This is a genomic window from Sulfurisphaera tokodaii str. 7 (assembly GCF_000011205.1).
GTDB classification, from domain to species: Archaea; Thermoproteota; Thermoprotei_A; order Sulfolobales; family Sulfolobaceae; genus Sulfurisphaera; species Sulfurisphaera tokodaii.
This window is the reverse complement of the sequence record NC_003106.2, coordinates 1463046-1488486: the sequence shown is the minus strand read 5'-3', so window position 1 is coordinate 1488486 and position 25441 is coordinate 1463046. Positions and strand designations below refer to the sequence as shown.

General features: G+C 32.1%; 37 protein-coding genes. 20 read left to right on the top strand and 17 right to left on the bottom strand.

The window, feature by feature from the left end:
* On the bottom strand, positions 1–705 hold the full coding sequence (gene purC / locus STK_RS08350) for a phosphoribosylaminoimidazolesuccinocarboxamide synthase (protein ID WP_010979542.1): 705 nt from the start codon (positions 703–705) through the stop codon (positions 1–3).
* A 108-nt stretch (positions 706–813) separates the two neighbouring features.
* Between purC and metG the strand changes: the two genes are divergently transcribed.
* Genes metG through STK_RS08335 form a run of 3 tightly spaced genes read left to right on the top strand, consistent with a single transcriptional unit; the run spans position 814 to position 2745 of the window.
* The gene (metG, locus tag STK_RS08345; RefSeq protein ID WP_010979541.1) at positions 814–1155 is read left to right on the top strand and encodes a methionine--tRNA ligase subunit beta; all 342 of its coding nucleotides are present in this window, start codon (positions 814–816) and stop codon (positions 1153–1155) included.
* Positions 1149–2153 carry an NOG1 family protein gene (locus STK_RS08340; RefSeq protein WP_010979540.1) on the top strand — a complete coding sequence of 335 codons (1005 nt, stop codon included), beginning with the start codon at positions 1149–1151 and terminating at the stop codon, positions 2151–2153. The genes metG and STK_RS08340 overlap by 7 nt, the downstream gene beginning before the upstream one ends.
* Entirely contained in the window at positions 2107–2745 is a 639-nt protein-coding gene (locus STK_RS08335; RefSeq protein WP_010979539.1) for a 7-carboxy-7-deazaguanine synthase QueE, read from the top strand. The genes STK_RS08340 and STK_RS08335 overlap by 47 nt, the downstream gene beginning before the upstream one ends.
* Here the strand turns inward: STK_RS08335 and STK_RS08330 are convergent.
* Positions 2659–3303, bottom strand: a complete 645-nt coding sequence (locus STK_RS08330; protein WP_010979538.1) for a tRNA-wybutosine modification methyltransferase TYW3 — start codon at positions 3301–3303, stop codon at positions 2659–2661. The genes STK_RS08335 and STK_RS08330 overlap by 87 nt on opposite strands.
* 35 nt (positions 3304–3338) lie before the next feature.
* On the opposite strand from STK_RS08330, the gene STK_RS08325 reads away from it, so the two are divergent.
* The 5 genes from STK_RS08325 to STK_RS08305 are packed head-to-tail and all read left to right on the top strand — an operon-like array spanning position 3339 to position 6991.
* The gene (locus STK_RS08325) at positions 3339–3719 is read left to right on the top strand and encodes a hypothetical protein (protein WP_010979537.1); all 381 of its coding nucleotides are present in this window, start codon (positions 3339–3341) and stop codon (positions 3717–3719) included.
* A gap of 2 nt (positions 3720–3721) precedes the next feature.
* Positions 3722–5080 (top strand): dihydrolipoyl dehydrogenase family protein, encoded by a 1359-nt coding sequence (locus tag STK_RS08320; protein WP_010979536.1) that lies wholly within the window; start codon positions 3722–3724, stop codon positions 5078–5080.
* 27 nt (positions 5081–5107) lie between these two features.
* On the top strand, positions 5108–5416 hold the full coding sequence (locus STK_RS08315) for a winged helix-turn-helix domain-containing protein (protein ID WP_010979535.1): 309 nt from the start codon (positions 5108–5110) through the stop codon (positions 5414–5416).
* Between the two features lie 24 nt (positions 5417–5440).
* Positions 5441–5938: a cell division protein CdvB3 gene (gene cdvB3 / locus STK_RS08310; RefSeq protein WP_010979534.1), complete on the top strand. Its 498-nt coding sequence runs from the start codon at positions 5441–5443 to the stop codon at positions 5936–5938.
* 21 nt (positions 5939–5959) lie between these two features.
* On the top strand, positions 5960–6991 hold the full coding sequence (locus STK_RS08305) for a phosphate signaling complex PhoU family protein (RefSeq protein WP_010979533.1): 1032 nt from the start codon (positions 5960–5962) through the stop codon (positions 6989–6991).
* On the opposite strand, the gene STK_RS15690 is transcribed toward STK_RS08305, so the two are convergent.
* Genes STK_RS15690 through pyrE form a run of 3 tightly spaced genes read right to left on the bottom strand, consistent with a single transcriptional unit; the run spans position 6954 to position 8809 of the window.
* Positions 6954–7604, bottom strand: a complete 651-nt coding sequence (locus tag STK_RS15690) for a hypothetical protein (RefSeq protein ID WP_010979532.1) — start codon at positions 7602–7604, stop codon at positions 6954–6956. The two genes, STK_RS08305 and STK_RS15690, sit on opposite strands and share 38 nt — an antisense overlap.
* Complete coding sequence (locus STK_RS08295) at positions 7579–8220, bottom strand: orotidine 5'-phosphate decarboxylase (RefSeq protein ID WP_010979531.1); 642 nt, start codon at positions 8218–8220, stop codon at positions 7579–7581. The genes STK_RS15690 and STK_RS08295 overlap by 26 nt, the downstream gene beginning before the upstream one ends.
* Position 8221: 1 nt before the next feature.
* The gene (gene pyrE / locus STK_RS08290; RefSeq protein ID WP_010979530.1) at positions 8222–8809 is read right to left on the bottom strand and encodes an orotate phosphoribosyltransferase; all 588 of its coding nucleotides are present in this window, start codon (positions 8807–8809) and stop codon (positions 8222–8224) included.
* A gap of 62 nt (positions 8810–8871) precedes the next feature.
* On the opposite strand from pyrE, the gene pyrB reads away from it, so the two are divergent.
* From pyrB to STK_RS08240, 10 genes are all read left to right on the top strand, one after another.
* Positions 8872–9768: an aspartate carbamoyltransferase gene (gene pyrB, locus STK_RS08285; protein WP_010979529.1), complete on the top strand. Its 897-nt coding sequence runs from the start codon at positions 8872–8874 to the stop codon at positions 9766–9768.
* A gap of 1 nt (position 9769) precedes the next feature.
* The gene (gene pyrI / locus STK_RS08280) at positions 9770–10252 is read left to right on the top strand and encodes an aspartate carbamoyltransferase regulatory subunit (RefSeq protein ID WP_052846971.1); all 483 of its coding nucleotides are present in this window, start codon (positions 9770–9772) and stop codon (positions 10250–10252) included.
* Entirely contained in the window at positions 10249–10836 is a 588-nt protein-coding gene (locus tag STK_RS08275; protein WP_052846579.1) for a hypothetical protein, read from the top strand. Before pyrI ends, STK_RS08275 begins: the two co-directional genes overlap by 4 nt.
* Positions 10826–11995, top strand: coding sequence for a dihydroorotase (gene pyrC, locus STK_RS08270; protein WP_052846578.1), 1170 nt, complete (start codon positions 10826–10828; stop codon positions 11993–11995). Before STK_RS08275 ends, pyrC begins: the two co-directional genes overlap by 11 nt.
* On the top strand, positions 11967–12833 hold the full coding sequence (gene pyrD, locus STK_RS08265) for a dihydroorotate dehydrogenase PyrD (RefSeq protein ID WP_052846577.1): 867 nt from the start codon (positions 11967–11969) through the stop codon (positions 12831–12833). Before pyrC ends, pyrD begins: the two co-directional genes overlap by 29 nt.
* Positions 12830–13141: a hypothetical protein gene (locus tag STK_RS08260; RefSeq protein WP_010979524.1), complete on the top strand. Its 312-nt coding sequence runs from the start codon at positions 12830–12832 to the stop codon at positions 13139–13141. Before pyrD ends, STK_RS08260 begins: the two co-directional genes overlap by 4 nt.
* Positions 13113–13424, top strand: a complete 312-nt coding sequence (locus tag STK_RS08255) for a hypothetical protein (protein ID WP_010979523.1) — start codon at positions 13113–13115, stop codon at positions 13422–13424. The genes STK_RS08260 and STK_RS08255 overlap by 29 nt, the downstream gene beginning before the upstream one ends.
* Complete coding sequence (locus STK_RS08250) at positions 13421–14029, top strand: MarC family protein (RefSeq protein WP_010979522.1); 609 nt, start codon at positions 13421–13423, stop codon at positions 14027–14029. The genes STK_RS08255 and STK_RS08250 overlap by 4 nt, the downstream gene beginning before the upstream one ends.
* A gap of 59 nt (positions 14030–14088) precedes the next feature.
* On the top strand, positions 14089–14556 hold the full coding sequence (locus tag STK_RS08245; RefSeq protein WP_052846576.1) for an Lrp/AsnC family transcriptional regulator: 468 nt from the start codon (positions 14089–14091) through the stop codon (positions 14554–14556).
* Positions 14557–14629: 73 nt separating this feature from the next.
* Positions 14630–14935: a zf-TFIIB domain-containing protein gene (locus STK_RS08240; protein ID WP_010979520.1), complete on the top strand. Its 306-nt coding sequence runs from the start codon at positions 14630–14632 to the stop codon at positions 14933–14935.
* On the opposite strand, the gene STK_RS08235 is transcribed toward STK_RS08240, so the two are convergent.
* Positions 14921–15346 carry an HIT family protein gene (locus STK_RS08235; protein WP_010979519.1) on the bottom strand — a complete coding sequence of 142 codons (426 nt, stop codon included), beginning with the start codon at positions 15344–15346 and terminating at the stop codon, positions 14921–14923. The two genes, STK_RS08240 and STK_RS08235, sit on opposite strands and share 15 nt — an antisense overlap.
* Before the next feature lie 53 nt (positions 15347–15399).
* Between STK_RS08235 and STK_RS08230 the strand changes: the two genes are divergently transcribed.
* Positions 15400–15642: a hypothetical protein gene (locus STK_RS08230; protein ID WP_052846575.1), complete on the top strand. Its 243-nt coding sequence runs from the start codon at positions 15400–15402 to the stop codon at positions 15640–15642.
* Between the two features lie 91 nt (positions 15643–15733).
* Complete coding sequence (locus STK_RS08225; protein WP_010979518.1) at positions 15734–17203, top strand: B12-binding domain-containing radical SAM protein; 1470 nt, start codon at positions 15734–15736, stop codon at positions 17201–17203.
* 20 nt (positions 17204–17223) lie between these two features.
* On the opposite strand, the gene serS is transcribed toward STK_RS08225, so the two are convergent.
* Genes serS through hisC form a run of 11 tightly spaced genes read right to left on the bottom strand, consistent with a single transcriptional unit; the run spans position 17224 to position 25386 of the window.
* Complete coding sequence (serS, locus tag STK_RS08220) at positions 17224–18585, bottom strand: serine--tRNA ligase (protein ID WP_010979517.1); 1362 nt, start codon at positions 18583–18585, stop codon at positions 17224–17226.
* Positions 18586–18609: 24 nt separating this feature from the next.
* Positions 18610–19017 carry a metal-sulfur cluster assembly factor gene (locus STK_RS08215; RefSeq protein ID WP_010979516.1) on the bottom strand — a complete coding sequence of 136 codons (408 nt, stop codon included), beginning with the start codon at positions 19015–19017 and terminating at the stop codon, positions 18610–18612.
* Between the two features lie 44 nt (positions 19018–19061).
* The gene (hisI, locus tag STK_RS08210) at positions 19062–19418 is read right to left on the bottom strand and encodes a phosphoribosyl-AMP cyclohydrolase (protein WP_052846970.1); all 357 of its coding nucleotides are present in this window, start codon (positions 19416–19418) and stop codon (positions 19062–19064) included.
* A complete protein-coding gene (hisH, locus tag STK_RS08205) occupies positions 19418–20008 on the bottom strand; it encodes an imidazole glycerol phosphate synthase subunit HisH (RefSeq protein WP_052846574.1) in 591 nt (196 codons plus the stop codon). The genes hisI and hisH overlap by 1 nt, the downstream gene beginning before the upstream one ends.
* Positions 20008–20292: a phosphoribosyl-ATP diphosphatase gene (gene hisE / locus STK_RS08200; RefSeq protein ID WP_052846573.1), complete on the bottom strand. Its 285-nt coding sequence runs from the start codon at positions 20290–20292 to the stop codon at positions 20008–20010. Before hisE ends, hisH begins: the two co-directional genes overlap by 1 nt.
* The gene (gene hisD, locus STK_RS08195) at positions 20285–21469 is read right to left on the bottom strand and encodes a histidinol dehydrogenase (RefSeq protein ID WP_010979512.1); all 1185 of its coding nucleotides are present in this window, start codon (positions 21467–21469) and stop codon (positions 20285–20287) included. The genes hisE and hisD overlap by 8 nt, the downstream gene beginning before the upstream one ends.
* A complete protein-coding gene (hisF, locus tag STK_RS08190) occupies positions 21466–22215 on the bottom strand; it encodes an imidazole glycerol phosphate synthase subunit HisF (RefSeq protein ID WP_010979511.1) in 750 nt (249 codons plus the stop codon). Before hisF ends, hisD begins: the two co-directional genes overlap by 4 nt.
* Complete coding sequence (hisBd, locus tag STK_RS08185) at positions 22212–22796, bottom strand: imidazoleglycerol-phosphate dehydratase (RefSeq protein WP_010979510.1); 585 nt, start codon at positions 22794–22796, stop codon at positions 22212–22214. The genes hisF and hisBd overlap by 4 nt, the downstream gene beginning before the upstream one ends.
* The gene (hisA, locus tag STK_RS08180) at positions 22786–23478 is read right to left on the bottom strand and encodes a 1-(5-phosphoribosyl)-5-((5-phosphoribosylamino)methylideneamino)imidazole-4-carboxamide isomerase (RefSeq protein WP_010979509.1); all 693 of its coding nucleotides are present in this window, start codon (positions 23476–23478) and stop codon (positions 22786–22788) included. Before hisA ends, hisBd begins: the two co-directional genes overlap by 11 nt.
* Positions 23478–24335 (bottom strand): ATP phosphoribosyltransferase, encoded by an 858-nt coding sequence (gene hisG, locus STK_RS08175; RefSeq protein ID WP_052846572.1) that lies wholly within the window; start codon positions 24333–24335, stop codon positions 23478–23480. Before hisG ends, hisA begins: the two co-directional genes overlap by 1 nt.
* On the bottom strand, positions 24313–25386 hold the full coding sequence (gene hisC, locus STK_RS08170; RefSeq protein ID WP_232616552.1) for a histidinol-phosphate transaminase: 1074 nt from the start codon (positions 25384–25386) through the stop codon (positions 24313–24315). Before hisC ends, hisG begins: the two co-directional genes overlap by 23 nt.
* Between the last annotated feature and the right edge of the window lie 55 nt (positions 25387–25441).

Here is a 25441-nt window from a genome sequence, read left to right as displayed (position 1 = left end):
TTACTCACTTATCCTTTTGAAGAACTCTTCGTAAGCCTTCTTGACGGTTTCTAAATCAGCTCCTTTCCTATACAAATCTTTATCTAGTATTCTACCGGAACCTTCCTCTCTAATCCTCATAGAGTCTAATGTGAGTTCATCACCTATGATTAACTTGTCATTCACTCTACCAAATTCAAGTTTAAAATCATAGAGGAGAAGCTTTTTACTTCTGAAAAACGGATATAAAATCTCATTAACCTTAAGCATAATCTCTTCTATTTTTTCTGCTTCTTTTCTTGTCATTAATTTCAAGTATTCCATGTGATAGTAATTTAGCATTGGATCATGTCTTTCGTCATCCTTAAGGAAAAACTCTATAATTGGAGGCTCAAAAACTTCACCCTCTTTTATGGGTAATCTCTTTACTATACTGCCAGTAGCAATATTCCTTAAAACAACTTCAACCGGTATCATTTTTAGTTTTTTAGCTATCATTGTTCTTTCGTCAAACATTCCAATATAGTGTGTCTCTATTCCTTTTGATTCTAATAGTCTAAATAAAAACGCCGAAGTTTGTGCATTTAATATTCCTTTTCCTTCGAGTATATCTTTCCTTGCACCATCACCCGCAGTTATAGAATCTTTGAATTTCAAAAGAACATGGGAATCGTCATATGCATAAACTTCTTTCGTTTTCCCTTCACTAAGCTTTAGAAATTCCATATGACAACTTTACATGAGCAGTATAAAAAACTTGTGTTAATAACCTAAGTATTTTTACTTAGCTAAGTAAACGAATACTCATTATCTAGTTCATTTTACTTAACCCCTATGAGTGAAATTACAATAGACGACTTTGCAAAATTAGATTTAAGAGTAGGAATTGTAAAGTCAGCTGAGAGGATAGAAGGAACTAGATTACTAAAATTAATCGTTGATTTAGGCAGTGAATCTAGGCAGATTATTTCTGGTATAGCTGAATTTTACACGCCAGAAGAATTAGTGGGAAAAAGAGTCATACTCATAGCTAATTTAAAGCCTAAAAAAATAAGAGGATTTGAAAGTCAGGGAATGATATTAGCTGCTGGTTGTAAAGAAGATGAGGAGAAAGGAATAAAACCTAGAATACTTACAGTAGATGGGGAAGTTCCCGCAGGAACAAAAGTATGTTAAACCCCTTTGAAAATATAAAAATACCACCAAAGACAGAGGACTTAATAAAAATAGTCCTAGATAGGATACCTAAAATAGGAGGAAAAAATGTAAAGGAGAGAGAAATAAAAAGAATACTTTTTTATAAAGAACAGCTTCAAAAATACAGAGATTTTGTATTGCAATTTCCTAGAATAGATCAGTTACATCCATTTTATAGAGAAAATATAGAGATTATCGCAGATATAGATAAGGTAAAAATGTGCTTAGGAGCAATAAACAGGGGAGTTCAGTTATCGTTTAACATAATAGAACGCTATAGAAGGTTAATTAAATCTTCAGATGAAAAAGAAGCAAATAGACTAATGAGACAATGTTTTGGAAGAGTAAGTTCTATATTACGTAGTAGAAAGGATTGTATTGACTGGCTCATAGACATAACAAGCCAATTAAAAAAATTAAAAGCGATAGATCCTAATCTTCCAACTATCATAATTGCTGGTCCTCCAAATGTAGGTAAAAGCACTTTAGTAAGTAAAATCTCATCCGCAAAACCTGAAGTTGCATCATATCCCTTCACGACTAAAGAAATCCATGTAGGACACATAGATACTGGTATTGTTAAAATTCAGGTAATAGATACTCCAGGTATACTTGATAGACCTATGAGTGAAAGAAACAGCATAGAGCTTAAGGCTATAAATGCAATAAAGAACCTTAATGGAATCATACTGTTCCTCTTTGACGTATCAAATTCTTCAATTTATTCTGCGAAAGAACAATTGGATTTATACAAAGAAGTGAAAAGCATTAAAAGTGTGGTTATCCCAGTACTGAATAAGATAGATGATAAAAACGAGGAATTATATAAGCAAATAAAGGAAAATATTCTTGAAAAAGTTTTTGAGATAAGCGCTGAGAAGAATATAGGATTAGATACACTTTTAAATTACGTTATTAACCTACTACAAAATGGTCAAATACTGGATAAGCGAGATATTTACCTCAATTCAGGGTGAAGGAGAAGTTATAGGAACACCTTCTAATTTTATTAGACTAGCTGGATGCCATTTAAGATGCATATGGTGTGATACAAAATATGCTTGGCACAAATATGATGGAGAGGAAATGAGTATAGAACAGATTCTTGATAAAATTGATAAAAGAATTAAATTTACTACGATAACAGGCGGGGAACCATTACTTCAAGATATTTTACCATTAGTTGAAGCATTAAAATCACTTAATCATAAAGTTTTAGTAGAAACAAGTGGTACTATAAAACCATCTAAAAAACTAAGAGAACTTGTTGATATATTTTCTGTTTCTCCTAAGTTGTCTAATTCTGGGTATAAATTTAAATATAATTTTAAAGATGATAATTGGGTAACATATTTTAAATTTGTTATAGTGAATCCACTAGAGGATATTCAAGAAATAATAAGATTTATAAGAGAGAATAATATTGAACCAAGCAAAGTTATTCTTCAACCCGACGGAAGAAAAGAGAATTATACGGAAGGCTTAAGAGAGCTTATTGATATTATATTGAAACTCGGAATTCCCTTCAGAGTTCTTCCTCAATTCCATAGAATTGTTGGAATTCAATGAGTTCTCAACAACTTCTTTTAATTTGCGTAATTTCTCCTTTCCTTTCTGTAATACTTTGTTAGCAATTACTACTAGCTCATTAGCTTCTTTTTCATCATAATTATCTTTGAGCAGATGCACCATTTTTACTCCAGTTCTTAACTCTACCAATACACCTTTCTCATTTACGGTCAAAACACCACTATGTTTAAAACCTACAGATCTGGCTAATTTTAATATATTCCAAGCTTCTTCATTTGTTCTAGTATAAACATGAAATATTGGTCCTTGAACTACTAACCATAAATTCCAAACTTTCCCTTTATTTATAGTTTCTAACAAATCAGTAACCGTAATTCCTAAATGATTTTTGAAGACTACACTGGAATTTTTCCTCTCCCATGGCATCTCAGCATCTATTATCGTAATTCTTCCGCTACAACTACTTTGGGTAAAAGTATCCCTTCTTTTAAAAAAGACTTCCAGTGTATCAAATATATCTGGATCAAGGTATCCTATCTCTTTATCCCTAATTACTCTTTCCCAGGCTCTCTGCTTATACGTAAACCAATTATTCATCTTTTCTTTTTAACTTATCGTAACTTTAAAATATTGTGGATGATATAGTTAACAGATTTCTAAAAGAGGAAGAAGCCGTAATTAGAGTTAACGAAGGAGAAATAAATCTATCTAATTTAGAGAAAGAAATCCCTATAGGAGTTAGAATAATTCTCGTTGGAAAGAAAAGAAAAAGAATTATGGATTTAGGAATTCTAAGTTTTATATATAAATATTGTAAGAACGGAAAGGATTTTAGCAGAGATTATTTAGATTTATCATTATCTCTTGAGGATATTTTTAAAAAGTATAAAGTGTATACAGAACTAGAATTTTTAGCCTTATGTGAAAGTGAAGAAAAAAATAATTTGCATAAGGATCTTATTTACGTTTTAAATAAGCTTAAATCTTATCTAATAAGTAAAAACAAGAGATAATAATGCATTACGACGTGATCATAATCGGCGGAGGAGTAGGAGGTTTAGCCGCAGCAATAAGAAGTGCCGAATTAGGTAAAAAAGTAGCAATCATAGAGAAAAATGAGATAGGCGGTGAATGTATAAACAGAGCATGCATACCATCAAAAACATTAATAGATACTGCAAAGATAGTAAATAAGATATTAAAATCGCCATGGATAGCTACTTCAGCAAAGATAAATTATAATCTGATGAATAAATTCAAAGATGATATTATCGAGGGAATAAAAGATAACTTATACCAAGTTATCAATAAGCATAAAATAGATCTACTTTCTGGAAAAGGAGAGGTAAAAAATGAGGGAGAAGTAATAGTAAATGGAAAAGTTTATACTTATGAGAATTTAGTTATTGCGACAGGTTCAGAACCTCTATCGCTTGCGGATTTTCCGCTCAATGGAAAGAATGTAGTAGATCCTTGGACTGCAATGAATATGACCAACTTGCCAGAAAATATAATAATAGTTGGTGGAGGAGTTGCTGGTGTTGAGCTAGCAACTCTATTTAGAGCACTAAACAAAAATGTAACAATAATAGAGTTAATGCCTAGATTGCTTCCAGTACCTGGAATTGATATTGAAATAGCTAATGAAGTTAAAAAAAGACTAGAAGAAAAGGGAGTGAGAATTTACGTAAATACTAAATCTAGGATTATAAAGAGCGATGATAAAGTAATATTTCAAGCACAAACACCTTCTTCAAATGAAGAAATTTCTGGAGATTTAGCAGTAATTACAATCGGAAGAAAACCAGTTACTGACGGAATAGACTTAAAGGCAATAAAAGTTGAGACTGACCAAAGGGGTTATATTAAAGTCGACAATAGAGCTAGAACAAGTAACTCGAAAGTTTATGCTGTAGGAGATGTAGCCGGTGCGCCTTTATCAGCTACTAAAGCATGGAGGCAAGGTATAGTCGCTGGCGATAATATTGGTAATAGAAATTCTCAAATGCCCAAATATATTCCAACCTCTATATTTGCTGACCTAGAAATAGGTGTAGTTGGAAGTACACTAGAAGAGTTGAAGAAAAATGGAATAAACGGAAGGGAAGTAAAAGTTAATATGAAAGAAATACCAAGAGCATGGACATTAAATGAAACAGAAGGATTTCTAAAAATAGTCATTGGAGAAGATAATAGGATTTTAGGAGCTAATATGATAGGAGAAAACGCTACTGAAGTAATTAACACAATTACATTAGCTATGGAATTATCATTAAAAATTGACGATTTATATAAGGTTCAGTTCTCTCATCCTACAGTTTCTGAAATTATAACAGAGGTAGTACAAAGAGCTATAGTTGGAGAAATTTATTAAGAGTGAAAAATAAACTTAAAACCCAGAGTGAATGAAAAGGAATTACGCCAGATAAAGAAACTTTTTAAATTTCTCTTTCTTACCTCTAGAGGAGGAAATACACGTTTAAAAATAGTTAGATTACTTGAGGAAAAACCTCTTAATGCAAATCAAATAGCTAATTCTTTAGGGCTAGATTATAAAACTGTTATTCATCACTTAGAAGTATTAATTGAAAATCAAATTGTATATAAAGATGGAGAGGGTTATGGAGCACCATACAAACTAACTACATTTTTTAAAATGTATAAATCTGCATTGGACAGTTTACTCCTGGAGGAGTCTAAAAATTCTTAAATGTTATAAAATAAGAGCTTTTATGTGAAAAAGAAAGGATTGCCAGAGATTATTACGGATATTAAGCTTACCATTCATAGGATAGACGCATTTATTGCTAGAATTGATAATAGAATAAAAACTTTAGAAGAATTATCTCTTTATAATATTGGTAGATTTAATTATTTATCCAAGGAATATTACAAAGAAATAGAAATAAATAAAAACATAATTTTTAATTTGTTAAAAGTTAGAGTCTTACTAGAAATACTAGAAATTAGATTAGAAACTTTAATGATTTTGAACTCTTTGAAAGACTATATATATCCTGTAGTTAAAGCTTTAGAGAGTTTAAGAGGAAACCTAGGAAACTCTATAGAGTTCGGACCCCTTATAGATGATATAATTCTTAACTTATCATATACTGTACATCCTGAAGCCCAAATTGTATTAAAAGAAAGTGAAGAAGTAAAAAAGGTTCTTGAAGAAGCTGAAAAAATAGCTAATGAAGAGCTAAAAGAAAAATATAAAGCACCAGCATAATAATATATAGCGAATATAGTTATGGTAAAACCTATAGTGAGAAAAATACAATTAACAGGAGGATCAACATACATAATATCTTTACCAAAGACATGGGTAAAACAGTATCTCCTTCAACCAGGGGATGAGATAGAGATATTTCAAGATAGACACGCAAGATTAATTTTGGTTCCAAAAAAGAGTGAAAGTAATGAAAAAAAAGAGAAAAAAATCTCCTTAAATTGTGATAGGCCAGATATTAGTTTTGTAATAAGAGAAATTATAGCATACTATATGGCTGGATTCACGTTATTAACAGTGAGTTGTAGTAAATTTTCTTCTGAAGATAGGGAAAGAATTAAAGAAACTATTAGAAATAGATTATTAGGTGCTGAAATAATAGATGAAGACTCAAATTCATTAACAATTCAGTTTCTAGTAAGTGAAAAAGAGCTTTCTCTGACAAAATCAATTACAAGAGCTGCTAACATATCGTACAATATGCTAAGAGATTCATTTAAAGCATTATATGATGGTGATTCGGACTTATCGAAAGAGATCATCAGTAGAGATGATGATGTAGATAGATTTTATTTCTATATAGTAAGACAGCTTTCGTTATCTATAGAATATCCAGAAATAATTGAAAATGAAAAATATAATTTGACACAATTAGTTAATCTTTACTCTGTTGCAAAATCTATTGAGAGAGTCTCAGACCATAGTTTGAGGATTGTTGATCAATTGCCAATTCTAGGAAAATTAGAGGAAAAAGAAATATACGATCATGGTAACGAAGTAGCAGACTTCTTTAAGAGTTCTATAAATGCATTTAATGAAAAAGATAAAGATATGTCTCATAATATCATAAATAAAGAATTTGAGTTACTATATAAAAATAGAAGCTTATCAGAAAAAGTATTAAACTTAAACTATAGTCCTAAGAAGACCAGTTCACTTCTAATTATACTAGATTCAGTAAGAAGAGTTATAAGATATTCAATAGATATAGCGGAGGCTACAATAGATCTTCTGGCTAAGCAAACTGAACAAGACGAAGAATTAGATAATTGAATTTAATGTTATTATACGATTTTACTAACTCTTCTATTGTTTTACTCTTTTTAACCTTGTTAGCTAATAATAATAAAGATTCTCTATCCTCAATAATATATACTCCTCTTCTGTAAAGCAAAAGAAAACAATTTGTAGTAAGTACACCTACCGCTATATACCCTTTTATAAATAATTGATCAGCTGTTTCTATGTCCTTATGTGAGAACAAACATATATTAGGATGCGTATGAGTAGAAGCCAAAGCACTAGGATGTGGTATAATGACCTTGTCCTCTTCTCCCTCTAGAATTATATAATGACCATCATCTAGGAGAATATTAATGTACTCTATTTCTGATTCTTTAGTCTTAACTGCGTAAGTAGACATTGTAGATAGAATAAACTTAACATAAAGTTCAGCAAAATAGTCGTAAAGAGAAAGATAGTCATAAGATGCTTTACCCTTTTCAGTATCATAGACTCCAGTGATAGTATATAATTTACTGAAATCTGTAGTGGGAACTTCATTAAATTCTTCGTGAATCTCTTCAGCTTTATTTATCAATTCTGCTATTTTCGAAAGTTTTTCGCTTAATTCATCTAGGTTAATTTTCTGTTCTTTTGCACTCATTAATTTTCACTTCTTGAGTCTCAATTATTTTCTTTGTTTCAGTTACAGGGTCTTTAGACTCATATATACTTCTTCCTATTATTTCATAATCAGCTCCATTACAGATAGCATCACCAATCATAGCCCCTTGAGCGCCAACTCCAGGAGAAATGATTATTTTATCCCTAAAATCATTCCTTACAATTCTAATCATGTTAGGTCTAGTTGCACCAACCACAAATCCTTTAGGATCTATTGTCTTAGCTATATTTTTTAAATAAGGGTAAAATTCGTCATTCCAGCCTTTATGAGACATTGATAAGACAAGATATAAGGACTTATTCTGATTTTTCAAAAATTCTGATAATTTATCTAAGGCGCCTTCAATGCCTATGAAAGAATGTGCAATGAAAGAATCTGCGTAATTAATAAATTTAGATACTATAAGAACCATAGTATTATCTATATCAGCAAGTTTTAAATCAAATATTATTTCATCCCAGTGGAGTTTTACTATATCATCTAGATATTCTATGTTTTCAAGAATTAATGGATAGCCTATTTTAACCTTATGTATATATTTATTTATTTCTGATAGAGTAGAAAGAGGTATTTGTCTATCTAACGAAAGAATCACTCTATTCAATATTTTTCACCAAATATTCTTTTATATTATTTTTATCGTTATCCGAAATTAAACTAGAATTTAGCAAATACTCCAAAATCTCCCTAATTTTATATACAGAAATTAGTTTGACTCCATACTCACCTAGTTTTTTCTCTGCACCTTCTTCTCTATCAACTATAACTAAACTTGCTACAACCCTTCCGCCTTCAGAGTTAATTATCTCAACGGCCTTACTTAGGGATCCACCTGTAGTAGCAACATCATCAACTAAGAGTATCTTCCTTCCGCTTACATCTGCCTCAAGGATCTTATCTGTACCATACCCTTTCTTTTCCATTCTTATATATCCTAAAGGCTTTCCCATTCTGCAAGATATGAATGATGCAAAAGGAATTCCTCCAGTTGCTATTCCTATGATCATATCAAAATCTATATTTTTTATCTTATCTATTGCCTTATTTACAGTATCAGAAAAAATTTCATAGTAATTAGATAATCTTCTTAAATCTAGATAATATGGGCTTATCTTCCCAGATGTTAAAACGAAATTACCTATCAAGAGAAGCTTATTCTCAACTAAGGATTTAATAAAATCCATGAATTAGATTATGAAAGAAAGAGTTTAAATAATCATTGAACGAAGATAAATAAAGGGCATTTGTGAAGGATATAATATCAGTATATGATTTTTCAAAAAGCGATTTTGATGAATTATTCGAATTGGCTGATAAATTACGAAATATGTCTACATATCCAAAAATATTGAAAGAGAAAACTGTAGCATTAGCATTCTTTGAACCTAGTACTAGAACGTATTTAAGCTTTAATAAAGCTGCAATAAACCTAGGAGCATCAACTATAGGATTTTCTGGAGAGGAAGGCACTTCTATTGCAAAGGGAGAAAATCTAGCTGATACAATTAGAATGCTAAACAATTATGCTGATATGATAGTGATTAGGCATAAATTCGATGGAGCAGCAAAATTTGCTTCAGAAATTTCAGAAATACCCGTGATTAACGCAGGGGATGGGAAACATGAACATCCAACACAGACAGTTATAGATTTTTACACAATTTATAGAAATTTCAAAAACATAGACGGTTTAACATTCGGCTTAATGGGAGATCTTAGATATGCTAGAGTAGTTAATAGCTTTTTAAGAGCACTAACAAGATTTAAGCCAAAAAAAGTTTACTTGATCTCTCCTCCACAATTATCTGCTAGAAAAGAAATATTAGAAGAATTGAATTATCCTTACAGAGAAGTTATTGATTATAATGAGGTTATTGAAGAGATAGATGTGCTGTATGTTACTAGAATTCAAAAAGAGAGATTCCCAGATGAAAGTGAGTATGAAAAAGTTAAGGAAAGTTATGTGGTAGACATGAATTTAGTATCCAAAATGAAGAAAGATGCAATAATTTTACACGCATTGCCTAGAGTGAATGAGATTAGTAGAGAAGTAGATAAGACTCCTCAAGCTAAGTATTTTGAGCAAGCTTCTTACGCTGTTCCAGTAAGAATGGCAATCTTCCATAAGATTGTAGGTGAATAAAATGGAGACCGTTAATAAAAAAGAACTAATAGTAAGTAAAATTAAAAATGGCACAGTAATAGACCACATACCGGCAGGAAGAGCTTTAGCTGTACTTAGAATATTAAAAATTGCAGAAGGTTATAGAATAGCTCTGGTTATGAACGTAGAAAGCAAAAAGATGGGTAAGAAAGATATTGTAAAGATCGAGAATAAAGAGGTAGATGAAAAAGAAGCTAACCTAATAACGTTAATAGCACCTACTGCTACAATAAACATAATTAGAGATTACGAGGTAGTTGAGAAAAAGAAACTAAAGATACCAGATATTGTTAAAGGTCTCCTAAAATGTACTAACTTAATGTGCATTACCAACAATGATGTTGAGGCAATACCAGGATTTAAGAAAATAAGTGAAAAACCGTTAAAAATGAAGTGCGTATACTGTGATACAGTAATAGACGAAAATGAAATTCTAAAACAAATTTTGGGTAGCAAAAGTTGATTTATTCTGAAATTTTATACTCTAAAAAGATTAGCAATAATTTATACGAAATTGCTACTTTTTTCCCACAAAAACCTCAGCCAGGGCAATTCGTAAGTTTAATTATAGCTGGAGAGAAAGAGATTCCGTTGAGTGTAACTGATTATTATGAAGGAACCTTATTTTTGCATGTATCGCCAAAAATTTATGATTTAATACGAGATAGAAAGAAAATACTTATAAAAGGACCTTTAGGAAGACCATTAAGGCTTACAGTATCAAGCATACTAGGAATTGCGTATAAAGACCTTCTTTACGACATTCTTTATATATTGAGAGAAGCTAAAAGAAAAGGAATTAATGTAAAAGTGAGATGCATTGAATGCAATACTAAAGAGTTCCATAAAGCAGACGATGAAAAAGCTGACCTTATAATTGCCTCTGTACCAAAAGATATGATCTCTTCCTTGCCTAAAGAAGCATTAGTTTACGTAAGATGGGTAAAAATGAATTGTATGTTAGGAGTTTGTGGAGTTTGTGAAATTAAGGAGAATCTTGCATGTATTGATGGACCTCTTATAAAGGTGAGTAAAATTGTGGATTAAGGGAAAAGCATGGTTTAATAATTCAATTGATACTATCTGTATTCAAATTGATAGATTTATAAAAAATATTAAAAAAGACTGCAAACCAGACATAGAATTTAAGGAAAACCAACTTATACTACCAGCCTCAATAGATATGCATGTCCATGTAAGAGGAGCGCAATTATCTTATAAAGAAACTGTCGCAACAGCAACTAGTGAAGCAGCATATGGAGGCATAGGACTTATTATAGATATGCCAAATACTTTACCACCAGTTAATACTTACGAGAGAGTAATTGAAAGGATAAGAGAATTTGAAAATTATTCAAGAACTGATTTCGGAATATATTCTGGTGTAACTAAAGAAATAGAAAAAATAGATACTTTACCTATTGCTGGATACAAGATTTACCCAGAAGATTTAGACAGAACAGAGACTAAAGTGTTGTTAGAAAAAAGCAAGAAATTAAAAGTACTTCACCCAGAAATACCGCTGGCATTAAAAGTACCAAGAAAGTTAAGAAATATATGGATGGAAATAGCAGCTCTTCATTATGTTCAAGGAAACGTTCATGTTACACATATTACAAACTACGAAACAGTAAAAATAGCCAAAGAACTAGGTTTCTCTACTGATATTACGCCACATCATCTTCTAGTTAATGGTGAAAGAGATTGTATTACGAAAGTTAATCCTCCAATAAGAGATTATTTAACCAGGTTAGGGCTTTGGAAAGCATTATTTGAAGTTGATACAGTTGTGAGTGATCATGCACCTCATTCAAAAGAGGAGAAAAATCTAAATTATGATCTGTGCCCACCTGGTATTGCGGCTGTTTCGTTTACTACTCCCTTTATTTATTCACTGGTTTTTAAGGATTTATTAAACATAGAAAGGGCCGTAAATTTACTTTCAAAAAATCCAGCTAAAATTCTTAATATACCTTATGGAGAAATAAGAATCGGATATGTTGCTAATTTTACAATTATTAGTAAAAATGATTGGAAATATAGGACTAAATTCTCTAAAGTTACTGAAACACCTTTAGATAATTTCCCCCTAGAAGCAAAAGTTGAGTTTACTATTGTCCAAGGTAAAATAGCTTTTGATGGGAAAAATGTATTACCGATAAGAGGTGTAAACGCGTTTGATAAATCTAGCAGGTATCCAGTTTAAAGATCCTATTATCATATCTTCTGGCATAGTAACATTATCTAAAATAAAAGAAGTGTGCAAAAACTACTTGCCATCTGCTATAACAACTAAAACATTGACTCTTAAGCCACTTAACCCCCATGATCCACCTACATTAGTGAAATTTCATGATAAGTGTTATCTTAATGCTATCGGTCTTGGAAACCCAGGAATAGACGAACTAAAGAAAATAAATGAAATGGAATGCAAGTTAATTGTTAGTGTTGGTGGAAGTAGTATTGATGAGATAATAGAAGTTATAAAGAAAGTTGATAGAGGGGAGATTATTGAATTAAACCTGAGTAGCCCTAATAGGAAGGGGTATGGAGAAAGTCTAGCTTCTTACGTTTATGAGGTCGTAAAGAATGTGAAAGGAGTAACTAATAAACCCGTATTTGTTAAGTTAGGGCCTTGGGATAATATAATAGAGATTGCTGGTCGAGCTATATCTGCTGGAGCTGACGGGCTTTCACTTATTAACACAGTAAAAGGAATGGTCATAGATGTAGAGACATTTAAGAAAGTCATGCATTATGGTACTGGAGGAATATCTGGGAAATGCATTCATCCTCTAGCCGTAAGAATTATCCATGACGTGTATAAAGAGTATAACGTTGATATTATAGGTATGGGTGGTGTCTTTTCCGGGATAGACGCTATTGAGCTAATGTCTGTTGGTGCAAAGTTAATAGGGCTTGGTACTGTAATCATTGATGAAGGATATTCTAGTATTATAAGGATAAGAAAAGAAATGGAAGAATATTTAAAAGAAAAAGGATTAAAATATTCAGATATAATAGGTGTAGCAGTGAAAAAATGACAAGAATGACTATGAAAGGAAGAGATATAGAATCTCTTCTTTTTATGGGTAAGATAAAATCGGTTAACGTTGAATATTGCGATGAAAGTAAAAAGATGGCTAAAGTTGTCGTAGAAACAATTGATGGTGATATAGTAGAGACAGAATGTATAGCAACTAGAGCTGCTGGAAAGATATCAGTTGTTATTAAACATTATTTAAGAATGGGCGTTGATAAACTAATTATTCAGAATAATGATATAAGTAATGTTAAAAATGTGGATACAGAGGTAGAAGAAGATGAAGTTCAGGATAGACAAGATACCTAAAAGTGAAGAGGACTTAAATGAGATTCAAAGAGAAGTAGAGGAAGAGGAACAGCATCACCATCATCACCATGAGCATAGTGAAGAAGAATTACTTACAGAATTGTACATGTCGCTTCAAGGAATAGAGGGAAGAGTTACAGAACTTGAAAAAAGTAATGATGAGTGCAAGAAAGAAATATCTAGATTGTATAAGATAATTAGTAAATTACTATTAGCTACTATTACTGAAAATAAAGATGAGAGAATTAAAAATCTTAAAGATATCATAGGCTTATTAGAATGAGTAGTTTAGATGCTATAGCTGTTATAACAGTAAAGTTATTTGCTATAATAGATCCTTTTTCAGTGCTTCCGTATTTATTGGCAGTATATGAGGAAGCTATTAAAGAGGGATCTGATAAAAAAGTAAGTTGGAACTTTATAGTCAACAAGATAACTATAGCTATCATAATTCTTTTAATAATTTTCTCTATATTAGGAAGACCGTTACTAGATTTCCTAGGAATTTCGCCTCAAGCACTTGAAATAGCTGGAGGAATTCTACTTGTATACCTTGGAGTAGATACCATGGGCGGTTTCCAGCAATTAAGATTTGTTAGAAAACTAGAAGAGGCAATTATAACACCAATTGCAACTCCACTTCTTGTAGGCCCAGGTACAATGACTGCTTTGATAACATTGTCGGTTAGTTATAATCCATTAATATTAATAATAAGTAGTTTAATAGTTAGTTTTCTAGTTTACTTATCTCTACTAACTGGACCTTTCATAGTAAAAGCACTAGGTGAAACGGGTACAGTAGCTGCTGGTAGATTTACTGCAATAATTATTGCTGCATTTGGAGTTCAGCTGATATTACAAGGTATATCTCAAGTAAAGTTTGCATGATAAATATCTTCGTAAGATGAAAATTTTTTAATCACCTCATCAATTTTATTATGAAATTTATGTCGGATAAAAGACGTGTTGAAATAGATACAGTAGATAAAAAATTGCTTATGGAATTGTTAAGAGATTCAAGAGTTAGTTTAAGAAGATTAGCAGAAGAAATGAATGTTTCTCCTGCAACATTACATAACAGGCTCCTTAGATTAATGCAGGAAGGTGTTGTAAAAGGTTTTATAGCACTATTAGACTATACTAAATTAGGCTATTCTCTCACTAGTATTATTATGGCTAAAGTAGATGGCAAACATTTGGTTGAATTTGAAAAGGAAATCTCAAATTATGATAATGTTATAGCAGTTTATGATATTGTAGGAGAATATGATGTTGCAATAGTTGCTAAGTTCAGAAGCGTAGAAGATTTAGATAACTTTCTTAAAAACTTACTAAAGAACCCAAAAGTTGAAAGAACGCACACTAGCATTGTTTTAAATGTTGTTAAGGAAGATCCAAGAATAAGAGTAATATGAATTTTTAATGATAAATCATTACCAAAAGCCTTATATATAGTATTATGACTTTACTCTTTTATATGGTGAAATAATGAAGTTCTGCCCTAAATGTGGAGGAGTAATGATACCGACTAAGAAGGACGGAAAAGAGATACTGAGATGTACTAAGTGCGGTTACGAGATGGAACTTACAGCCAAGGATAAAAAAGAATATAGTGTAAAAGAACAAAAGGACAAAAATAGTAGAGTACTTACCACGTCATTAGTTAGTGATAAAGGAGAGAGAAAATTAGAGGAAGAGCAATTAGAACAAGAAAGAGAAGAATATTATAAAGAAGTTGGATTAGAACTATTAAGAGAAGAATTAAGTGAAGAAACAGAGTCAGATGAGGAATAATCTTATCTTCTCAGCATATTCTGACATTTCCTTTTCATCGTTATATTTTGTCCTTTTAGACATGGAGTCAATATCTTTTCCATCATTAAAATATCTTGGAATTACGTGAATATGTAGATGAAATATATGTTGTTCAGCCGCTTTACCATTGTTAGATACAATATTTACCCCATCTGCTCCCATCTTTCTTAACGCTATTGCAACTTTCTGTACAACTTCTATCACTTTGCCTAATTTCTCTTTTGGAACATCGAAAATATTTTCATAATGATCTTTAGGAATTACTAGAACATGACCCTTATTAACTGGATTAATATCTAAAAATGCCATTATTTCTTGGTCCTCATAGACTTTTTGTGATTTTATCTCTCCTTTAACTATTTTACAAAATATACAATTATCTACTTGCATCGATTATAAATAGAGTAAAAACTTTAATGTTTTGCTTCCTTTACTATAAACTGATGAAAATATCTAACGTAGAAGCTAAATACGTATTAAACCTAAAAAATAGACAAGTTGTAGTAGAAGAAAGTAGAAATGAGAAAGGAGAAAAAATCTATTCGTTTTATGTTTTAACTTCTGCTAAACTTTCTAACGGAGAAGAGTGGAACGAAGATTTAAGTAATGCTAAGACAATAGAGAAAAGAGAAGATTTACCTGAGAACCTAAGAAAGATATTAAGAAATGTTTTAAGTAGTTTATAAACAGTCTTTATAAATATGGATATACTATATAAAGAGAGGTGATTGCTTGGAAGAGCACTTTGATTTTATTTTAACCACTGATAGATGTTTAATGACGAATCATCACGGAAAAGAATTTCTAGGCTTCCTAGCTACAGGACCAGCAGTAGGAATACCAGAAAGTGTTTGGAAATGGTTGGCATGTCCAAAAATGAAGACTGATGATTTAGGAAGACCTGTTCAGGCACCATATGGAATGAGAAAAATAGAGGCTGCATTAATAGATGCTGGGTTCAAAGCTGCTATAATTGATCCAGATCATTTAAATAAACATTTACCTTATGCAAAAGCATTAATGTTCTCACATCACGATTATTTCGCATTCGGTCCCCCATCTTCTACTTGGTGGGGAATAACTAGAAAAGAGCCGGTAAATTATAAGAGTTTTATGGAGTTAGTAAATAGACCAGAGATAAAAAAAGAAAAAGAAAGAGGAATGAAAATTCTAGCTGGTGGACCATCAGTTTGGCAATGGTTATGGAGAGAAGATATGATAGAGAAAGTAGGCGTTGATACACTTGTTGATGGAGAGGGAGAAAAGGCAGTAGTAAAATTAGCTCAAATGATATTAGATGGCGAACCTTTACCTAAATATGTTTATATAGGAGCTGATGAAGCACCATCTGTAGACGAAATTCCAGAGATTAAAGGAGCTAGCGTTAATGGGTTAATAGAAATTATGAGAGGATGTGCACGTTCATGTAGATTTTGCTCCGTGACACTAAGACCTACAAGATACTATCCATTAGAAAAAATTGAGAAAGAGCTAATGGTTAACGTAAGAAATGGTGTAAAACATGGAGTGGTACATAGTGATGATGTATTGTTTTATGGTGCCATCGGAATTTATCCTAGACCAGAACCACTAATAAAGTTGCACAAATTAGTAAAGAAATATTATAAAACGATAGCTTGGAGCCATGCTAGCTTAGCAGCAATAAGATATTCAGAAGAAAAGTATGGATTAATTTCGAAGCTCATGGAAATAGTATTTGAAGATGGGAACCAAAGTTATTTAGGTGTTGAAGTAGGGATAGAAACGGGTTCAGCACGGCTTGCTAAGGAAATAATGCCAGCTAAATCGGCACCCTATAAAGTTGAAGAATATCCAGAGACTGTAGAACAAGCTTTCAAAATCATGCATGAAAATAAGATTATACCAGCTGGAACTATGATAGTTGGATTACCAGAAGAAACAGAAGATGATGTATACAAGACTATAGAGCTTGTTGATAACTTAAGACCTTATAGAAGTATATTAGTACCTATGTTCTTTGTACCTATGGGATACTTTAAGAATAAGGACTGGTTTACCAGGATTAAATTAACTGAAGCTCATATAGAACTGTACAGAAAAGTATTCTGGCACGACGTATATTGGGGAGAGGAAATAATAGATCACTTTTACATGAAAGGACCCCTATACTATCCAGTAAGAATGACATTAAAATTATTCCTCAGAGTAGCTAAAAGAATGATGAAAAAGATAGAATCAAACCTAGAATATTATTTAAAGAAATAATTTTTATTAAATATCTTTATTTATTCTTTTCTAGGATATATGTAATCTTTAGGAGCCCTACTAAATGGTTCTAAGTATTTTTTGAGCACTTTAGGTATTTCAACTACACCATCTTCTCTCTGGTAATTTTCAAGGATTGCTGTTATAGTCCTAGTACTAGCTATAGCAGTACTATTTAGCGTATGTACATAACCTTTCTTACCTCCCTTTTCTACATATCTTATCCTCATTCTATATGCTTGCCAATCAAGACAATTACTACAACTTACCATCTCTCTAAACTTAGCTTGTGCGGGCATCCATACTTCTAAATCATACTTTTTAGCTGCACATGCACCTAAGTCACCAGTTGCGATATTTATGACCCTATATGGTAATCCTAATCCTTGAAATATCTCTTCTGCATTCCTTATTAATTCTTCATGTAATTTCCAACTATCTTCTGGAGATGAAAAGATAAATTGCTCCACTTTATGAAACTGATGAACCCTAAATATACCTTTCAAATCCTTATTTGCAGCTCCAGCTTCTTTCCTAAATGCAGGACTTATACCAACATATTTTAATGGAAGTTTCTCTTTAGGTATTTCCTCCTTAAAGTATAGGGCCGCTATTGGATGTTCTGCGGTAGCAATAAGATAAAGATCTTCATTTTCTATCTTATAAATTGCGTCCTTAAATGTATCTAAATCAATAACGCTCTTTATGACCTCCCCTCTTAACATATATGGAGGAAGTACTAAAGTATATCCTTTACTTGTCATCGTGTCTATTGCATAATTAAGTAATGCAATATCTAACCAAACTATGTCATCAAATAAATAGTAGAATCTGGCACCAGATACTTCTGCTGCTTTCTTGGTATCTCCTAGTTTTAGAACATTTTCTAACATATCTGCATGTCCAACTGGCTTCCAATGTATAATTTCATAATCAACCCTATTTCCTTTTAATTGACTAAGAAACTCAGCTTCATCTTTTTCGTATACTTTAAATTTCCCCCAAAATCTTATAGGAACGCTATATGTTTCATCAGGCCCTATAGGAGCAGAATCATCTACTATATTAGGCAATTGCATTAATATATTATCTCTTTCATTCTCTATATTATCTAGCTCTTTTTCCTTTTCTTCCAATGCCTTTAATAATTCTTTTGCTTTCTTTATCAACTCTTGTCTCTCTTCTGGTTTGGCCTTAGGAATAGAGGAGCTTATAACATTGTGCTCATGCCTTAGCTTTTCTACTTCTTGTAGTGTTTGTCTCCATTTCTTATCTAATTCTACAGCTCTATCAACCAAAGAGACATCTATAAATCTTCTTTTTATATATTCCTTAAGTTTATCCGGATTGTTTCTAACTAACTCTAATATACTCCAAGACACAATTAACAAAAAACACAAAAGAATTTATGCCTTCTGATCTTGTTGATCTTGTCCTTCTGGTAATCCATATGTTTGAATCCACATCTCAACAATATCATAGCCATATAATTGCTTGAACTTTTCTCTTCCCTCGGGGGTCATTTTTAACGGATTCCATGGTGTATCTAAATCAATATCTACATCTACTGATTTTGCAGGAACTGTTTCTTTAATTACTTGCTCCACTGTATAAATTAAATCATCTACAACAGGGCAACCAGGAGCCGTTAATCCCATACGAACATAAACATCCCCTTCATCGCTAATTTTTAATTCATAAATAAGACCTAAATTTACAATATCTACTGGAATTTCTGGGTCATAAACTTGCGTTAAAGCTTCCATAATCTTTTTCTTCCATTCCTCTTTGTTAATATTTTGCTGAGTAGACATTTTAACCGTATTTAATTACCACTTCATATATTTTAAACTCTTCATTAAATTAAATCTGAAAAATTCCTATAGAAGCAACTCCTATTTCCAGTATGACATACAGGACCAACTGATTTGACTAAGAAAACCATAGCATCTCCATCACAATCAATTTTAAAATCTTCAACTAATTGAAAATGGCCACTAGTCTCTCCTTTTAACCATAACTTCTTCCTACTTAGTGACCAAAAATGAACATATCCAGTTGTCAAAGTTTTAAAAACTGCTTCTCTATTCATATGCCCAACCATTAGAACTTCTTTAGTTTTATAATCTTGAAGAACAGCTATTATAGTAGAATCTGTATGCCTAAACCATAATTTTTCTATTAACTTAGAGGCTTCATTCTCACTTAGTTTCATCATCTTTTAACCCACGAATAAAAGTTTCTAAGGAATATCTTACCAGTTACACTGCTCTTTTCAGGATGAAACTGAGTTCCTACAGCAAAATCATTACATACTATAGCTGGGTATTTAATTCCATACTCACTATAAGCAACGTAATCATTTGTATACGCTACATAACTATGGACATAATACACATATTTACCATCTAAGCCTTCAGTCAAATTACAAGAATCTTTATTAACAAATAACTTGTCCCAACCAATATGAGGAAGTTTTACGTTAGAATGAATTTTATCAACTTTACCTTTAAACCATCCTAAACCTTTACTCAAACCCCCCTCAGTTCCTTCATCAAACATTACTTGCATACCTAAACATACACCCAAAAACTTTACTCCTCTCTCTCTCAGTTCATTAAATTTATCCTTCATAGAATTTAGATAGGAAGAGACTGCAGAAAACGCACCTACACCAGGCAATACTATGACATCTTCATCTCCCTCTGGTAAGAAAGAAATCTTAACATTAAACCCAACCCTTTCTAGACCAGCCTTAATGCTGAACAGGTTTCCTACACCATAGTTTATTAGAGTAGCTTTCATCACTTCATCCTCCTTTTTAGCTCCTCATAAACATCTTCTGGCTTAACTCCTTCTACAGCCATTAATACGAAAAGATGATATATTAAGTCTGCTACTTCACTAATAAATCTCTCTCTTCCTTCACTTAATGAAGCCACAATTACTTCCGTAGCTTCCTCACCCACTTTTCTAGCTATATAAGGTTTACCTTTTTCTAGCAATTTTACAGTATAACTACCTTCCTTCTTATTGCTTATCCTATCTAAAATAATGGAATATAGCGTATCTAATACATTACTACTCATACCTAACACCAATACTGTCAGCATGAAATACGAAACCTTCATATTTTGCTAAAATTTTAGAAGCTTCAACAAGTTTTTTCTCTGGATTCGACGTAGAAGCATACATTATCATCTTTAGATAATCATAAACTGATATTCCACCTCTAATTTTTGCCCAACCATTTGTAGGTAAAATATGATTTGGACCAGCAGAATAGTCAATTATTGCTGGAGGGGTATTTCCCAAAGTTACAGCTCCAGCGTTTTTCACTTTTGGTAGATATTCTCTAGCACTAGAAATTTGTAAAGATAAATGCTCTGGTGCTATCTCATTAGCAATATCTATTGCTTCATCTATAGAATTTACTTTGATGACATAATAGATATTGGAATCTACATCAAGTTCTTTAGATACAAAGTTAATAATCTTATCTGAATTGGAAAGCAAAACTAGAAAAGTTGACCTCCCATGCTCAGCTTGAGCTTTCAAATCTAATATTATGTTAGAGGGATTAGCGGTTTCATCAGCTATAATAACTAATTCAGTAGGACCTTCGATACCATCTATACCAACATCACTACTGACTAAATATTTTGCCGCTTGAACATAAATATTACCAGGGCCAACAATCTTATCCACTTTCTTAACAGTTTGAGTTCCATATGCCATCGCAGCAATTGCCTGTGCACCACCAATTGCATAGATTTCTTTAACTCCAAGCTTAAGAGAAATATATGCTATAGCTGAATTTATTTTAGTTGGAGGAGAAGAAACATAAATTTCCTTAACACCAGCAACTAAAGCAGGAACACCAGCCATTAATAGTGTTGACGGGTATGCTTTCTCACCACCTGGCACATAAATTCCTACTCTCTCGATACTTTTCCACATTATTCCGTAATCTATACCGTTAGCACTACCTCCTATAATATTTGGTGGTTTTATTGAATTGTTAAATTCGTATATCTGTGTAAAGATTACATCTATTGCCATTTTTAAATCTTGTGAAATCTGAGAAGCTAGCTTATCTACCTCAGGAAACTTTATGGATGTAAGTTTTACTTTATCGAATTTTTCTTCGAGTTCTATTAAAGCCTCGTCACCTTTTTGCTTAACATAACTAATAATCTTCTCTACATCTTGAAGTACTTTGGTAAAATCATTAGGTCTTTGCTTAGGTAACTCCTTTAATATCATACTCTCACCTCTATACCCTTCTCTAACAAAAACCTTTTAAGTTCAGGGATCTTAATAACGCCATCATGAAAAACACCTGCAGCCAACGCGGCATCCGCAACTTTTAAAACCTCATAAAAATGTTCCATTTTCCCTGCACCACCACTAGCAATAACTGGAATATTTACAGAATTATTTACCTCTTTTGTAAGCTCGATATCATATCCTTCTCTTGTACCATCTTTATCAATACTTGTAAGCAAAATTTCCCCAGCACCCAATTTTTCTACTTCTTTTGCCCATTGAATTGCGTCTATACCGGTATTATAGGTACCAGATCTAGTAAAAACTATGAACGAATTATTAACCCTTTTCACATCAATTGCTACAACAATTGCTTGAGCACCAAATTGTTCAGAGGCCTCAGTTATTATCTTTTTGTTTTCAACTGCTGCTGTATTTATACTTACTTTATCAGCGCCATTACCTAGAATTCTTGAAACATCTTCTATTGTTCTTATTCCACCTCCTACCGTCAGTGGTATAGATAATACGCTAGCCGTATTTTTTACTACTTCTAATAATGCTTTTCTTCCTTCTATAGTAGCTGTAATATCCAAAAATACTATTTCGTCCGCTCCTTCTTCTTCGTATCTAGATGCTAATTCTACGGGGTCTCCCTTGTCTTTTAAGTTAAGGAAATTTACACCCTTGACTACTCTACCGTTTTTTACATCTAAACAAGCAATTATTCTTTTAGCTGTCATAAAGATCCCTTTAGACTGTAAGTTTCTTCATAAACTATTCTGGAAGCTTCATACAACGAAAAACCAAGACCCTTAAACGATGCTTCGATAACATGATGAGTATTCCATCCTCTTAATTGAATAATATGCATATTCACCCCAGAATTATAAGAGAAAGTTTGAAAGAAATGAATAATATTCTCTGTTGCCAAACCTCCAATCTCATCTCTTTCTAAATTAAGTTCAATATTGCTTACTCCTCTTCCAGAAATATCTACAGCAACCAAAACTAAAGCATCGTCCATGGGAATAATTTGATGAGAAAACCTTCTTATTCCCTTCTTGTCACCTAAAGCTTCTTTAAAGGCCTCTCCAATAACTATTGCAGTGTCCTCTACAACATGATGATCATCGAAATTTTGCTTATCTTCTGCAATGAGAGTAGCAGTGGAATTCATATAATAGAAAAGTGTTGAAAGCATATGATTAAGAAAATTAACTGGAGTAGATACTTTTACCTCTCCTTTCTTATCTATATCTAGATATAATTCTATTTTAGTTTCTTTAGTTTCTCTGATTTTTCTTACACTCCTAGTAGACATATTTTATCCCTCTTAAACTGCCAGAATAAAAGCTCATACCTATTATCGCATAATTAATACCATACTCATTTAACTTATATAAATCTTCTATAGATCCTATTCCACCAGCGTATTCTTTTAGCCCTTTTATTCTTATAACATAATTTTTCACGTTGTTATCAATTCCTCTCTTAGTACCTTCATTCTCTACATAAGTAAATATATAACCCAAGGAATCATAAGAAAGAAGAAAATCTAAAACTTTTATTGATTTCTCTTTCCATCCTCTTATTAATACATAACCTGAGGAATCATAGTCAACAGAAAGTAAAATTTTATCTTTTCCTATTATTTTTTGTATATCCATAAAAGATTTAGGATCTTTTATTGGTAATGTGGAAATAACTATAGCAGAACAATCGTAATCTAGTAATCTCTCAGCTTTTTCAACATTTCTGATCCCTCCACCAACTTGAACCCACTTAAAACCTATTTTACATATATCTTTAACATATTCTTCATTATTTCCGTTCTCTTCAGCGGAATCTAAGTCAACTACATGTAGATAATCATAACCTTCCTCGTAAATCTCATATGCTATCTTAACGGGGTTACCGAGAATTAAACCAGAGCCTTTTACACCTCTTATCCTTTTCACTGCCTTCCCTTCACTAATATCAATACTGGGTACGACTTTTAGCATTATTTCACCACTTTCTCTATATTAACTACTACAATATCCCTAGCACCATTAGCTTTTACTTTAGCTATTACTTCCGGTATAAGATCTTCATCAACCACCGTTATAACTTCCCATGCATCACTTTTTGCTAGTTTTGATAGCGTTGGAGAAAGCATAGCTGGAAGTGATGCTATAACTTTATCCAATTTATCATCTGGAACATTCATAAATATCATTTTCTTATTTCTTGCCATTAAAGCCCCTTTCATCATGGTTAAAAGCAAATTTATTTTATCAGCTTCTTCGCTTTTTACCCAATTTCTATTCGCGATAACCACAGCACTACTTTCTAAAATTGTATCTAAAGGTTTTAAGCCATGAAGTTTTAGAGTAGTCCCAGTACTCATAACATCTATTATAGCATCTGCAGCACCCAAAGATGGCATTACTTCTGCAGCACCACTGATTTTAACTATTTTAGCTTTTATATTCTTCTTTTCAAGATACTGTTTTGCGATATTATAGTACTTTGTAGCTATCCTTATTTCATCTTTAATTTCTTCAACTCTGTCAATATTCCAACTCACTGGAACAGCTAAGACAATTTTTGATTTTCCAAAATCAAGTCTGATTAATTCATCAACATCAGAATTTGACTCAATTACATAATCATGCCCAGTTATTCCTAACTCTGCGGCACCAGATTCTACTATACTAGGAATATCCTCAGTCCTAACCATAACTAGTTGTACTCCCTCCCAATTAGTGGGTATTATTAAAGCTCTATCATCGGAGAAATTCCCTTTCACTCCTACTGAAGCTAAAAATTGAACAACAGGATCTTTTAATCTGCCTTTATTTGGAATTGCCATTTTCAATTATCTCACCTAAATATTTTAATAGAGTATCAACCTGTTCCTTTGTGCCTACACTTATCCTATAATAACCTATAATTGGTTTTCTAATCGCTACACCCTTATTCAGTAATGGGGATAATAAGTCTCTCTCATCCTTTACAAAAACAAAATTTGTAAGAGAATTGTATACTTTTAATCCAAGTTTTCTGAGACCATTAAGAAGGTATTCTCTATTCTTAGTTATTTCTTCTACTATTTTTCTAACATATGAAGGATTTTCTAAAGCCGTAATACCAGCTATGTATCCTGGTAGCGAAATGTCAAATGGTGTAGCTCCCTTCATTAGATTCTTAATAACTTCTTCATTCCCAATTAAATACCCGACCCTGTAGGATGCTAATGAAAAAGCCTTACTTAACGTTCTTACTATGAGTAGGTTAGGATATTTGTTAATAAGTTTAGCAACTGTATAGCCAGAGAACTCGTAATATGCCTCATCAATAAGTATAAAGCCATTAATACTTTCCGCTAAGGCTCTTACTTTGTCTTCCTCTGCCTTCAACATAGGTGAACCAGTAGGATTATTTGGATCATCAATTATAACAAGTCTTGCATTTTTTGCCTCATCTAAAAACTTTTCAAAATTCATCTTCCACCAGTTATCATTTTCTATCAGATTTACTCGAGTTAATTTTAACCCTCTGACTGAAGCATATACTTTATACATGCTATAAGATGGATTATTTATTACAACTTTATCTCCAGTCTGTATAAGGTTATAAAATACTGCCCTTAATGCCCCATCTCCTCCTGGAGTTGGATATATATTCTTTGGTTCTACTCTGTTATATTCTGCCATTAATTCTCTTAATCTTTCTAGTAATGAAGGGTGTTGATATCTATTACCTAAATGCAAATATTTCTTTACTTCCTCTATTATAAAATCTGGTGGTGGAAAAGGAGATTCATTTAAGTGTAACCTTATGCCATCATTTATGTCATTGAAGCTATACTCTTCTGCTTCAATTAACCAAGGATATATAAGGTTTTTGATGTCAACGGTTGGTGCAATAAGAAACCCTACTTATTTCATGAAGAAAAGCAAATAAGCTTTTCTGTCAACTCTT